This is a genomic window from Achromobacter spanius, from assembly GCF_003994415.1.
GTDB lineage: Bacteria > Pseudomonadota > Gammaproteobacteria > Burkholderiales > Burkholderiaceae_B > Achromobacter > Achromobacter spanius_C.
This window is the reverse complement of record NZ_CP034689.1, coordinates 2446242-2459002: the sequence shown is the minus strand read 5'-3', so window position 1 is coordinate 2459002 and position 12761 is coordinate 2446242. Positions and strand designations below refer to the sequence as shown.

Sequence of the window (12761 nt, the reverse complement as noted above, 5' to 3'; positions counted from 1 at the left end):
GCCCTCTAGCCGACTCGCCGCCACACGCTCGCCAGCCACGGCTGTTGTTCGCGTGGCAGGCCGTCAGGCCGGTAATAGTGTTCAAGCTCGTCAAAGCCAGCCTGCGTCATCAGCGAACGCCAGCCGTCCAGATCGTGGTAAGCGCCGTAGCGCCCGCGATTCCAGCCTTCCTGGTTGCCGCCTCGCGGATTGGAGCAGAACAGCACGCCGCCCGGGCGCAACGTGGCCCAAAGGTCGCGCAACACGCGCGGCAATTCCTGGCCGGGTACATGGAACAGCACGGCGTTGGCAAACACACCGTCAAAGCGCTCCGGCGGTAGGGACAGTTGCAGGAAGTCCTGGTGCCAGACCTCGCAGCCAGAGGCGGCGCGCGCCATCTCGACAAAGCTGGGCGTGCCGTCCAGCCCCACCGGCCGATGGCCCAGCGCCGCGAACGTCTTCAAGTCGCGGCCGGGGCCGCAACCCAGGTCCAGCAGGTCGAAGGGAGGTGCCCCCTGGATGTGACGCAATAAGGCGGCCACGTTCTGGCTGACGTCATGCGCGCGGGTGCCGGCCTCGAAGGCCGCCGCATTCTCTTCATAATTCGCCAAGGTCAAAGCAGTGATCTTGGCCAGGTCTTCCGGGTCGAGTTTCATGGATGGATTGTGCCTCGTTCGTGCATTGCGCGCTGCTCGATCCGCGAACGCGCCCGCCTGGCCGCCTGTTGCAGCCGTTGCGCCAGCACCGCGCGTGGCGGCAAGTCGGCCAGGTATTGCGCCACGCGTATGCCGTCTTTGTCCAGTTCCAGCAATTCAATCTGCTCGGTCTGCTTGCCCGCGCAGACAATGATGCCCAAGGGCGCGGCTTCATCGGGCTGGCGTTCGAAATTGTTCAGCCAATGCAGGTGGCGTTCCATCTGCCCTTTGTAGGCCACCCTGAATTCATCCACCTTCAAATCAAACGCCACCAGCCGGCCTAGCTTGCGGTGGTAGAACAGCAGGTCCAGGCAGCCGTCATCGCCGTCAGCGGGAATGCGCTTCTGCCGGGCAATGAAGGCAAAGCCGATGTCCAGCTCCAGCAGGAAGGACTCCATGTCGCGGACCACGGCCAGTTGCAGGTCGCCATCCTGGCCACGGCGATGCAACGCCGCCCCGCGCGGTTCGGCCTGCGGCCGGCCCCAGGATTCGCCCCACGATTCGCTCCCGATTTGGTCCAGATTCCATTTCGCCACGACGACAACTCCTCAGTTAGCCGAGTCAAGAGCGCCATCATGAAATAGAAAAGCCCGCGCGCCTACAGAGCACGCGGGCTTATCGGACCAAATCAGCGCTCAGGCGGCCAGGCGCCCTTCAATCTTGGTCTTGGTAGCCGGCAGGTCTTCGGGCAAGCCTTGCGACAACTGGCCGAACAATTCATGGTGCAGCGCCAGTTCATCGCGCCAGGCGTCCGCGTCCACCGACATGACCTGTTCGAATTTGTCCGGCGTGAACTCCAGGCCGGTCCAGTCGATGTCCTGGTAGCTGGGCGATACGCCAAACACTTGGTCCACGCCCTTGGATTCGCCGTCGATGCGGCCCAGCATCCAGCGCAGCACGCGCATGTTTTCACCAAAGCCCGGCCAGACGAACTTGCCGTCGGGACCCTTGCGGAACCAGTTCACGCAGTAGATGCGCGGCAAGGTGGCGCCGGTGGCTTCCAGTTGCTTGCCCAGCTTGAGCCAGTGGTTGAAGTAGTCGCTCATGTTGTAGCCGCAGAACGGCAGCATGGCGAAGGGGTCGCGGCGCACCACGCCCTGCTGCCCCACGGCGGCGGCGGTGGTTTCCGACCCCATGGTGGCGGCCATGTACACGCCTTCGACCCAGTTGCGCGCTTCGGTCACCAGCGGCACGGTGGTGGAGCGGCGGCCGCCGAAGATGAAGGCGTCGATGACCACGCCCTTGGGGTTTTCCCATTCGGGGTCGATGGACGGGCATTGCGCGGCCGGCGCGGTGAAGCGCGCATTCGGGTGCGCGGCCTTGCGCCCGGTTTCGCGGGCGATGGCGGGCGTCCAGTCCTGGCCCTGCCAGTCGATCAGGTGCGCGGGCGGCGTGTCGGTCATGCCTTCCCACCAGACGTCGCCATCATCGGTCAGCGCCACGTTGGTGAAGATGACGTTGGCCTTCAAGGTGGCCATGGCGTTGAAGTTGGTCTGCTCGCTGGTGCCCGGAGCCACGCCGAAATAGCCGGCTTCCGGATTGATGGCGTGCAGGCGGCCGTCGGGGCCGGGCTTGATCCAGGCGATGTCGTCGCCGATGGTGGTGACCTTCCAGCCGTCCATGCCTTGCGGCGGAATCAGCATGGCGAAGTTGGTCTTGCCGCAGGCCGAGGGGAACGCCGCGGCCACGTGGTACTTGCGGCCCTTGGGCGAGGTCACGCCCAGGATCAGCATGTGTTCGGCCAGCCAGCCCTGGTCGCGCCCCATGGTGGACGCAATACGCAAGGCGAAGCATTTCTTGCCCAGCAGCGCATTGCCGCCATAGCCGGAACCGAAGCTCCAGATTTCGCGGCTCTTGGGGAAGTGCACGATGTACTTGGTGGGGTTGCACGGCCAGGCCACGTCGGCCTCGCCCGCCGCCAGCGGCTTGCCCACGGAATGCACACAGGGAACGAAGTCGCCATCGGTGCCCAGCACGTCGTACACCTGCTTGCCCATGCGCGTCATGATGCGCATGTTCACGGCCACGTAGGGGCTGTCGGACAGTTCGACGCCGATGTGGGCGATGTCCGAACCCAACGGGCCCATCGAGAACGGCACCACGTACAGCGTGCGGCCACGCATGGCGCCGTCGAACAGGCCGTTGAGCGTATCGCGCATCTCGGCCGGATCGGCCCAGTTGTTGGTGGGGCCGGCGTCTTCGGGCCGGTCGGAACAGATGAAGGTACGGTCTTCCACGCGCGCCACGTCGGACGGGTCCGAGCAGGCCAGGAAGGAATTGGGCCGCTTGGCGGGGTTGAGCCTGCGCATCGTGCCGGCCTGGACCATTTGTTCGCACAGGCGGTCGTATTCTTCTTGCGAGCCGTCGCACCATACGACGTGATCCGGTTTGGCCAGCGCAACAAAACTGGCTACCCAGTCGATCAGGCCGCGATGCTTGACGTAGGCAGGCACGTTCAACGCAGCCAAACCCCCATCCAATGGCTTATTCATTGGGGCTATCTCCATGCTTTAGACAAATGGTGATACGGCCCCGATTGCGTGGGGCCGTATGTAATTTGCGCCATCATACTTGCAGCGCCGGGCAACCCGTCAACCCATCCACATGGACGAGATTGTCACGGGTTGAGACGAGCTCAACGGTAGCTGCCGTCGCGCAACTCTCGACGGATGATCTTGCCGGTGGCGGTGGTTGGCAAACTGGTTACAAAGCGAATGGCGCGCGGGTATTCGTGCGCGGCCAGGCGGGTGCGCACATGCGCCTGCAAGGCCTTGACCAAGGCCTCGTCGCCGTCGAAGCCATCGTTCAGCACCACATACGCCATGACGATTTCGGTGCGTTGTTCGTCGGGCACGCCCACCACCGCGGCCATGCGCACGGCCGGGTGGCCGATCAGGCAGTCCTCGATGGGCGCGGGGCCGATGCGGTAGCCGGCGCTGGTGATGACGTCGTCGTTGCGGCCCACGAAGCGGATGAAGCCGCGCGCATCGCGCACGCCCAGGTCGCCGGTCAGCAGGGTGTCGCCCACGAATTTCTCGGCGGTGGCGTCGGGGTTGTTCCAGTAGCCCAGGAACATGACGGGGTCGGGCCGCAGTACGCCGATGTTGCCCTCTTGTCCATCGGCCACTTCAACGCCCTGGTCATCCACAATAAACACGCGATGCCCCGGCGCCGCGCGGCCGATCGACCCGATTTCCGGGTCGAACAGTGACGAGCACGACGACACCAGCATGTTGCATTCGGTCTGGCCGTAGAACTCGTTGATGGTCACCCCCAGCACGCGGCGGCCCCAGTCGATCAGTTCGGCGCCCAGAGATTCGCCACCGCTGGCCACCGAGCGCAGCGCCAGCGGGCCGGCGCCTTCCGGGTAGGCCGAGCCGCGCATCATCTTCAGCGCGGTGGGCGGCAGGAAGGTGTGGGTGACGCCGTGGCGCGCCATCAATTCCAACGCCGACGTGCCGTCGAATTTTTCAAAGCGCCGGGCCAGCACCGGCACGCCGTGGTGCCAGGCCGGCAGCAACACGTCCAGCAGGCCGCCGATCCAGGCCCAGTCGGCGGGCGTCCACATCAGGGCGGCATTTTCGGGAAAGAATTCGTGCGACATCTCCACGCCCGGCAGGTGGCCCAGCAGGACGCGGTGCGCGTGCAGCGCGCCCTTGGGCTTGCCCGTGGTCCCCGACGTGTAGATGATCACGGCGGGGTCGTCGGCGGCGGTGTTCACCGGCGTGTAGTCGTCCGACTCTTCTGCCAAGACCGCGTGAAACGGCACAGTGCCCTCCTCGCCGTCGCCATCGATGCAATACACGACCTTCAAGTCCGGCAGGCTGGCGCGTATCTCGCGCAGTTTTCGGCAGCCTTCGGTGTCCGTCACCAGCGCCACCGCGCCGCTGTTGGCCAGGCGGAACTGGATGGCGTCCACGCCGAACAGCGTGAACAGCGGCACCGCCACCGCACCCATCTTGTAGACCGCAATATGCGTGACCGCGGTTTCAGGCGCTTGCGGCAGGTACACGGCCACGCGGTCGCCGCGCGCTACGCCGTGGCGTGTCAGGCTATGCGCCAGGCGGTTGGATTGCGCCTTGATGTCGTCGAACGAATAGCGCGTTTGCGCGCCGTCGCTTTTTTCGAAGATCAGGGCCAGGCGGCCGCTGCCGTCGGCCCATTTGTCGCAAGCGTCCACGCCAATGTTGAAGAATTCCGGCACCTGCCATTGGAATTGGGACACAAGCTGCTTGTAGGATTCGGCTCGGGACAGCATGGTTTTGTCTCTGATGTTGTTATGTATGGATCATCCAGGGCTTGCTCAACTTGCTTGACCCTGGCTCAATAATAAGCTCCGCCCCACCGCCCTGTTGCCGTCCGCATGGAAAAAACCCCCGTCGTCCCGACCCGCCGCCCGCCGGCCAGCGCCAAGTCCGAGCAACGCATCCGCGACATTCTGCACATGGCCCGCCAGGTCTTTTCCGAAGCCGGGTTCCAGGCCGCCACGACCACCGAGATTGCCCAGCGGCTGGGCGTGTCCGAAGCCACCATCTTTACGTACTTCGGCGGCAAGCGGGAACTGTGCGTGCGGGTGATCAGCGATTGGTATGACGAAATCATCGCCAAAGTGGAAGACAACCTGCCGCATGTGCAGGGCGCGCGTGCGCAATTGCACTATCTGGTGCATACACACTTGCGGCATCTGCTGGCCGAAGGGCCGGGGCTGTGTGCGTTCATCCTGTCGGAAGGCCGTGCGCGCAACGACGATTTCGGTGAGATCTACGCCGGTTTGCAGCGCCGCTATACCGCGCCGCTGATGCGTATTCTGGCCCAGGGGCAAGCGGATGGCGACATCCGGCAAGACATGCCGTTGCGTCTGCTGCGTTCTACCGTGTACGGGCCGATGGAGCACGTGCTGTGGGACGCCATTCTGCGTGGCGCGCGCGTGGACGTGGCCGTCACTGCCGAGCAACTGGTCGGCTTTTTGTGGCAGGCCTTGCAACCCCCGCGCCAGCATGCGCTGGCGCTGGCCCGCTTTCGCGGCGAAGTGCGCGACGCGCTGCATCGGCTTCAGGCCGCGGAAGAATCGGACGGTTCCGCAAACAAGGATGGCGGCACGTACTGAGGAAAGCCGTTGTAGACCTCGCCGCGTTCGGCCGGTTGCAAGGTCCAGGAATGGCGGGCGTTAGGCACGCCGCCGTCCACGCGAATGACCGAGCCGTTGATGAAGGCGGACGCGGGCGACAGCAGGAACACCACCGCCGCCGCCAGCTCGGCCTCGGTGCCGAAGCGTTGCAGCGGCACCTTGGTTTTCAATTCGCGCAGCACCGCGCGGTAGTTGTCGTCGTAACTGTCCATGCCGCTGGACGCGATCCAACCGGGCGCCACCGCGTTCACCCGCACACCCGCATGCGCCCATTCGCAGGCCGCGGTTTCGGTCAGGTTCCACACGCCGGCGCGCGCCGCGCCCGAATGCCCCATGCCCGGCATGCCGCCCCAGATGTCGGCCAGCATGTTCACGATGGCCCCGCCGTGCTGGCGCATATGCTGCGTGTAGACCTCGCGCGCCATCAGGAAGGTGCCGTGCAGATTGTTTTGCACCACGGCGTTCCAGCCATTCAAGCTGATGCGGTCCAACGGCGCGGGAAACTGCCCGCCCGCGCAATTGAACAGACCGTCGACGGCGCCATGGCGCGCCAGCACATCGGCCACCGTGCCGCGCACGCCGGCTTCGTCGCGGATATCGCAGGCGTGCAGGCTGATGCGCCCTGCTGCTTCCGGATAGATGCGCACGATTTCCGCGCTTGCCGCTTCCAGCTTTTCCGGCTTGCGCCCCACCAGCGCCAGGTTCGCGCCCAACGACGCAAGCTCGTGCGCGGTGCAACGGCCCAAGCCGCTGCCGCCGCCCGTCACCACCAGGGTCTTGCCGTCAAACAGGCCCGGCCGAAAGACCGAGGCGTAGCGGGCAGTGGCGGTGTCGCCGCCCGGTTGAGGGGCCGCATTGTGGTTTGCCTTGGGGTCCATGGTTCGCTCCGGAATTTTTTTGAGGATAACTCAATATTTACAATCAACACATCCTAGCCAGGAGGATTTACCCATAGAATCTTCTGACTGAATTCCTCTTATTTATTGAGCACCATTCAAAGAAACAGGAGACTGGCATGACTGCAAACGCCCCGCTGGACGTCGCGCGCGACGGCGCCATCGCCCGCCTGACGCTGAACCGGCCTGACATGCGCAACGCTTTCGACGAGGCCCTTATCGCCGCATTGACGCACGCCGTCCGGCAAGCCGAGCAAGACCCCGACGTGCGCGTGCTGCTGCTGACCGGCGCCGGCAAGGCGTTTTGCGCGGGCGGCGACCTGAACTGGATGCGCAAGATGGCCACGCATACCGACGCGGACAACCGCGCCGACGCCACCCGGTTGGCGAACATGCTGCACACCATCTGGGCGTGTTCAAAACCGGTGGTGGCGTGCGTGAACGGCGACGCCTATGCGGGCGGCATGGGCTTGCTGTCGGCCTGCGACATCGCCATCGCGGCCGACAGCGCGCACTTCTGCCTGTCGGAGACCCGCCTGGGGCTGCTGCCGGCCACCATCAGCCCTTACGTGATCCGCGCCATGGGCGAACGCGCCGCCAATCGCTACTTTCTGACCGCCGAGCGGTTTGATGCCGCCACCGCACTGCGCCTCGGATTACTGCATGACGTCGTGCCCGCCGACCAGTTGGGCGAGGTGGTCGACGCCGTGTGCCGCACGCTTTGCGCCAATGGTCCCGACGCGGTCAAGGCCAGCAAGCGGCTGGTGCGCGACTTTGCCGGCGCCCCCATCAACGCCGCGCTGATCGCCGACACGGTCGAACGCATTGCGGCCTGCCGCAGCACCGACGAAGCGCGCGAAGGTGTGGCGGCCTTTCTGGAAAAGCGCGAACCGTCTTGGCGGCGCGGTTCTTGAGGCGGGGTTGCCAGGCGGCGTTGCAAAGCCCGCAGCGGGCTGAATAGGTCACCCCCTAGCAGGACGCCACTTGCATGCATGACATAATCCCTGGCGCATCTTCAGGAATTTTTCATGCCGCATCCGACTTCCCCCGCCCCCGCCTCCTCCCCCGCCTTCCCGCCGCTCAACGCCGAGCGTCTGTGGGCCCGCGTTGAAGCCTTGTCCCAGTTCACCCTGCCCGACGTCCCCTGGACGCGCCGCGCTTTTTCGCCGCTGTTCGATGACGCGCGCGCCTGGTTGCGCGGCGAATTCGAAGCCGCGGGCCTGGCGACTCGGCTGGATGCGGGCGGCAACCTGGTCGGCACCCGCGCTGGCCGCGACCCCTTGCGCAAACCCATCGCCACCGGCTCGCATTGCGACACGGTCATGGCCGGGGGCCGCTTTGACGGCATCATCGGCGTGCTGGCCGGCATTGAAGTCGCGCACACGCTGCAAGAGCACGGCATCGAACTGGCGCACTCGTTTGAAGTCATCGACTTCCTGTCCGAAGAACCCAGCGACTACGGAATTTCCTGCGTGGGCAGCCGCGCGCTCAGCGGCCAGCTCACGGCTGACATGTTGGCCGCCTGTAACCCCGACGGCGAATCGCTGGCGCAAGGCATCGCGCGTATCGGCGGGGACCCCGCCGCGCTGAACGCGCCGCTGCGCGGTCCCGGGGGCACCGCCGCGTTCGTCGAACTGCATATCGAACAAGGCCCCGTGCTGGAAAGCCGCAACCTGCCTATTGGCGTGGTGACCAACATCGTGGGCATTCGCCGCGTGCAGATCGTGGTGGAAGGCCAGCCCGACCACGCCGGCACCACGCCCATGGACATCCGCCGCGATGCCCTGGTGGGCGCCGCCCGCATCATCGACGCGGCCAGCCGCCAGGCCAGCGCCGCCAGCGGCAACCCGCATTACGTGGTGGCCACCGTGGGCCGGCTGTCGATGACACCCAACGCCGCGAACGCGGTGCCGGGGCGCGTGGAGATGACGCTGGAAGTGCGCAGCGATAGCAACGCGGTGCTGGACACCTTCCCCGAAACACTGATGGCCGGCGTGGCCAGCGACCTGAAGGCCTTGCGCTTGACGGCGGGCTTCACGGCATTGAGCCGCGCCCAGCCCACCGACTGCTCGCCCTTGGTGATGGATGCCGTCAAGGCCGCGGCCGACCAATTGGGCTACGCGTCGATGCGCCTGCCCAGCGGCGCCGGCCACGATGCCGTCTACATGGCGCCCACCGGCCCCATCGGCATGATCTTCATCCCATGCCTGAACGGCCGCAGCCATTGCCCGGAAGAATGGATTGAACCGGCACAGTTGCTGGACGGCACGCGGGTGTTGTACCAATCGGTGTTGGAACTGGACCGGGTGCTGCGCGGCACCTGAACAGCGCCCGTCCATCTCGCCCCCGAGGTTATCGGCGGCACCGGGGCGGCGCGCTGCCATAATGGCTGCCTTGCCTCGCTGCCCTGCCCCGGATTTGATACGCCATGGAACAGATAGAACTCAACGACAGCACCGCCGACCGCTTCCTGCTGGACGCCCCTGGTCTTACGCTGCTGGTCTTCCATAGCCGCACCTGCGGCACCTGCCGCATCGCGCGCGAACAGTTGCCCGCGCTGGAACTGCCGGTGGAGCGCGTGTGTTGGGTGGATGCGGGCGACAACCGCGGCCTGGTGGAACGCTACGAAGTCTTTCACCTGCCCGCCATGTTCGTCACGCGCGATGGCGCGTTCTTCGGTCCGGTGCAATCCACGCTGGCCGAATGGGACCTGCGCCAACAGATCGGCCTGGCGCTGGACAGCTATCCCGCCGAACTGCCGTGAGCACGCGAGTGCCTGCTTCTGAGTCGACTTCTGAGTCGACTTCTGGGGCGACTTCTGAGTCGACTTCTGGGGCGACTGCCGGGTCTGCTTCTGGCGTTGGTTCCGGGTTTGCTCCCGGGTCTTCCCCTGACCCGGCCCCGGCTTCAAAACCCTTGCGCCTGCCGCTGGACGCGCTGGCCACCACCGGCATGCTGTTGCTGTGCGTGTGCTGGGGGTTTCAACAGATTGCCATCAAGCTGGTCGCGGCCGACATTGCCCCAATCATGCAGATCGGCCTGCGCTCGACCTTCGCTGCGCTGGTGCTCGGCGTGGTGGTGTGGCGAGCCGAAGGCTTGCGCGCCGTGCGCGACGGCACGGCGCTGCCCGGGTTGATCGTAGGGCTGCTGTTCGCGGGCGAATTTCTCTTCGTGGCGCAAGGGCTGCTGCACACCACGGCATCGCATATGTCAGTGTTCCTGTACACGGCGCCCATCTTCGCCGCGCTGGGCCTGCACTGGCTGCTGCCCGAAGAACGCATGCAACCGCTGCAATGGTTGGGCGTGGCGGTGGCGTTCGGCGGCATCGCGGTCGCGTTCCTGGTCAAGGGCGATGCGTCACAAGCGGCGGCCGGCGCCCCCAACATGCTGCTGGGCGACGCGATGGGTTTGGCGGCCGGCCTGCTGTGGGGGGCCACCACCGTCGCCATCCGCGCAACATCGCTGTCAGAGGCCGCGCCGTCCAAGACGCTGCTGTATCAAATGGCGGTTGCGGCAGTCGGCCTGCTGGCCTATGCCGCGGCCACAGGCCAGCATGTCATCCACGCAACCCAAGCCGCCATCCTGAGCGTTGCGTTTCAATCCGTGGTGGTGGCGCTGTCGAGTTATCTGGCGTGGTTCTGGCTCTTGCGCAGGTATCTGGCATCGCGATTGTCGATCCTGTCATTCATGACGCCGTTGTTTGGCGTGAGCTTCGGCGTGCTGATTCTTGATGAGCCGCTGGACCCCGGGTTCGCTGTTGGGACCGTGCTGGTGCTGATCGGCATCACGCTGGTGAGTGGCGGTGAAATGGTCAGGGAGTGGGTGCGTAGACGGCGGGGGTGATGGGTTGCGCGCGATTTTCGGAGGTGTTCTTGCGCCGGTTTTTCCGCGCTTCACCCATCCTACGGGCGACGGTTGGTGATGGGTTGCGCGCAATTTGTGGGGGGTTCTTGCGTCGGTTTTGCCGCGCTTCACCCATCCTACGGGCGACGGTTGGTGATGGGTTGCGCGCGATTCGTGGGGGGGTTCTTGCGTCGGTCTTGCCGCGCTTCACCCATCCTACGGGCGACGGTTGGTGATGGGTTGCGCGCGATTGGCGGGGGTGTTCTTGCGCCGGTCTTGCCGCGCTTCACCCATCCTACGGGCGACGGTTGGTGATGGGTTGCGCGCGATTGGCGGGGGTGTTCTTGCGCCGGTCTTGCCGCGCTTCACCCATCCTACGGGCGACGGTTGGTGATGGGTTGCGCGCGATTTGTGGGGGCGTTCTTGTGCCGGTCTTGCCGCGCTTCACCCATCCTACGGGCCATCGTACGGGTGGACGTTCGTAGGATGGGTGGAGTGCGAGACGCTACGCACCGGGGGACTGCCGTCCAGCGCACGTAACCCATCTCGCTCAGCCACGCCCGCGCCCCAGGTTCAACACGATCAACGCCGCGCCCGCCAGCACGAATGCGAATCCCCACCAGTCGGCCGCGCCGGGTCTGTCACCGACCAGGGCCATTGCGCCCAGCACGCCTACCACCGGCACCATCAATGTCGTCAACGCCGCGACCGTGGCGCTGACGCGCTCGCTCAGCACAAACCACAGCCAATACGCCACCGCGGTGCCCAGAATGATGTGGAAGGACAGCGCCGCCACGATGCGACCGTTCCAACCCTGGGTGGGAAACGACTCACCCGCGATCAACACACCGGTCAGCGCGCAGGCGGCGCCTACGGCCAGTTGCCATGCCGTGATGACGATGCGATGCCCGTTCACGGGCCAGCGCTTCAGATAGACGGTACCGGCCGCCCAGCCGAACGCCGCCACCAGCGGAAAGATCAAACCCTTGGTTGCCGCCAGATCGTGGTCCGCGAACACCGCGTGCAGCACGGGCCACGCCAGGATCGCCACGCCTATCGCCCCCAGCGTCAAGGCCAGCCCGCGACGCCGGTCCAGGCGTTCGCCGAGGACCAGCCACGCCAGCACCGCCGACATCATGGGCATGGTGAAGGTCAGCACCGCCGCGCGCGACGTGCTGGTGCTGAGCTGCGCCCAGGCCACCGCCAGATTGAAGACGGCCACGGCCAGCACGCCGCCGACAACAATGCCTGGCCAGGAATCGCGCGGCGGCAGCAACGCCAACCGTTTCGTGCGCGCCAGCAGCAGCAACAGGATGGCGCCGCTGCCCAGCCCCAGCACGCGCAGCGTAAACGGCGGGAAGATCGCCAAGATGATCTTCACCGCCGGCCAGTTCAAACCCCAGAACAGGGCCAACGCCACCGGGATCAGGCGCACGCGGCTTTTTCCATGGCGGTCAGTTCGGACAGCCCCTGGCGCTGCTTGCCTTGCTCGTCGAAATTCGCGGGATCCAGCCAGCGCTCGTAAGCGGCGCGCAACGCTGGCCATTCGCTATCGATGATCGAGAACCACGCCGTGTCACGGCTACGGCCCTTGTAGATCGTCGCTTGGCGGAAGACACCTTCAAACTGGAACCCCAGCCTTGCGGCGGCCTGGCGCGACGGCGCGTTCAGGCTGTCGCACTTCCATTCGTAGCGGCGGTAACCCAGCTCGTCGAACGCGCGGCGCATCAGCAGGAACTGCGCTTCGGTAGCGATGCGGGTGCGCTTGAGCTGGCGCGAGAACGACACGAAGCCGACCTCGATGACGCCATTGGCCGGGTCGATGCGCATCAAGGCCAGCGTGCCGATGGCCCGACCCGTTTCCAGGTCGATGATGGCGTGATGCAGCGGATCGTTGCCCGCCTGGGCGGCTTCGGCAAAGGCGCGGTACGCGGCTTCGTCGGCGAAGGGGCCGACGCCCATGTAGGTCCAGTCGCTATCGTCCGGCGCTTGGCTGAAAGCCCGGTACAAGTCCGCCGCATGACGTTCGGCGGACAGCGGTTCCAGCCGGCAGTAGCGGCCGGTGATCGGGGTCAGCGGGGGCCGCGGGCGCGGCGTCCAGCCGGGTACGTCGGGGCCGATGGGTTGTTGGAAAGCATTGACGCGGGGTGGCATGCGGCGGGGCCTCATCAAGGGGTAAGCGCGCGCCGCCGACCGTGGCGGACGCAACACGCATGGCCT

12 protein-coding genes are annotated in these 12761 nt (G+C 65.8%); 5 read left to right on the top strand and 7 right to left on the bottom strand.

The annotated features are described in order from the left end of the window. Window positions 1–5 precede the first annotated feature (5 nt). The 4 genes from ELS24_RS11450 to ELS24_RS11435 form a co-directional block, all read right to left on the bottom strand. Window positions 6–635, bottom strand: coding sequence for a class I SAM-dependent methyltransferase (locus ELS24_RS11450; RefSeq protein ID WP_050448007.1), 630 nt, complete (start codon window positions 633–635; stop codon window positions 6–8). After that, complete coding sequence (locus ELS24_RS11445) at window positions 632–1210, bottom strand: PDDEXK nuclease domain-containing protein (RefSeq protein WP_127184174.1); 579 nt, start codon at window positions 1208–1210, stop codon at window positions 632–634. Before ELS24_RS11445 ends, ELS24_RS11450 begins: the two co-directional genes overlap by 4 nt. A gap of 99 nt (window positions 1211–1309) precedes the next feature. Then, the gene (locus ELS24_RS11440) at window positions 1310–3166 is read right to left on the bottom strand and encodes a phosphoenolpyruvate carboxykinase (GTP) (protein WP_050448009.1); all 1857 of its coding nucleotides are present in this window, start codon (window positions 3164–3166) and stop codon (window positions 1310–1312) included. 143 nt (window positions 3167–3309) lie between these two features. Further along, window positions 3310–4932, bottom strand: coding sequence for an acyl-CoA synthetase (locus ELS24_RS11435; protein ID WP_127184173.1), 1623 nt, complete (start codon window positions 4930–4932; stop codon window positions 3310–3312). 105 nt (window positions 4933–5037) lie between these two features. On the opposite strand from ELS24_RS11435, the gene ELS24_RS11430 reads away from it, so the two are divergent. Continuing rightward, window positions 5038–5781, top strand: coding sequence for a TetR/AcrR family transcriptional regulator (locus tag ELS24_RS11430; RefSeq protein WP_127184172.1), 744 nt, complete (start codon window positions 5038–5040; stop codon window positions 5779–5781). On the opposite strand, the gene ELS24_RS11425 is transcribed toward ELS24_RS11430, so the two are convergent. Beyond that, complete coding sequence (locus tag ELS24_RS11425; RefSeq protein WP_127184171.1) at window positions 5727–6680, bottom strand: SDR family oxidoreductase; 954 nt, start codon at window positions 6678–6680, stop codon at window positions 5727–5729. The genes ELS24_RS11430 and ELS24_RS11425 overlap by 55 nt on opposite strands. A gap of 137 nt (window positions 6681–6817) precedes the next feature. Here ELS24_RS11425 and ELS24_RS11420 point away from each other — a divergent pair, with 137 nt between their 5' ends. The 4 genes from ELS24_RS11420 (at window position 6818) to ELS24_RS11405 (ending at window position 10541) form a co-directional block, all read left to right on the top strand. Next, window positions 6818–7612 (top strand): enoyl-CoA hydratase/isomerase family protein, encoded by a 795-nt coding sequence (locus ELS24_RS11420; protein ID WP_127184170.1) that lies wholly within the window; start codon window positions 6818–6820, stop codon window positions 7610–7612. 114 nt (window positions 7613–7726) lie between these two features. Then, window positions 7727–9022 (top strand): Zn-dependent hydrolase, encoded by a 1296-nt coding sequence (locus tag ELS24_RS11415; RefSeq protein ID WP_127184169.1) that lies wholly within the window; start codon window positions 7727–7729, stop codon window positions 9020–9022. Window positions 9023–9126: 104 nt separating this feature from the next. Then, entirely contained in the window at window positions 9127–9462 is a 336-nt protein-coding gene (locus tag ELS24_RS11410) for a thioredoxin family protein (RefSeq protein ID WP_006226863.1), read from the top strand. A 188-nt stretch (window positions 9463–9650) separates the two neighbouring features. After that, window positions 9651–10541, top strand: coding sequence for a DMT family transporter (locus ELS24_RS11405; protein ID WP_127186304.1), 891 nt, complete (start codon window positions 9651–9653; stop codon window positions 10539–10541). Window positions 10542–11091: 550 nt separating this feature from the next. Here the strand turns inward: ELS24_RS11405 and ELS24_RS11400 are convergent. Next, entirely contained in the window at window positions 11092–11976 is an 885-nt protein-coding gene (locus ELS24_RS11400) for a DMT family transporter (protein WP_127184168.1), read from the bottom strand. Next, on the bottom strand, window positions 11967–12695 hold the full coding sequence (locus tag ELS24_RS11395; RefSeq protein WP_050448016.1) for a GNAT family N-acetyltransferase: 729 nt from the start codon (window positions 12693–12695) through the stop codon (window positions 11967–11969). Before ELS24_RS11395 ends, ELS24_RS11400 begins: the two co-directional genes overlap by 10 nt. Window positions 12696–12761: the final 66 nt, after the last annotated feature.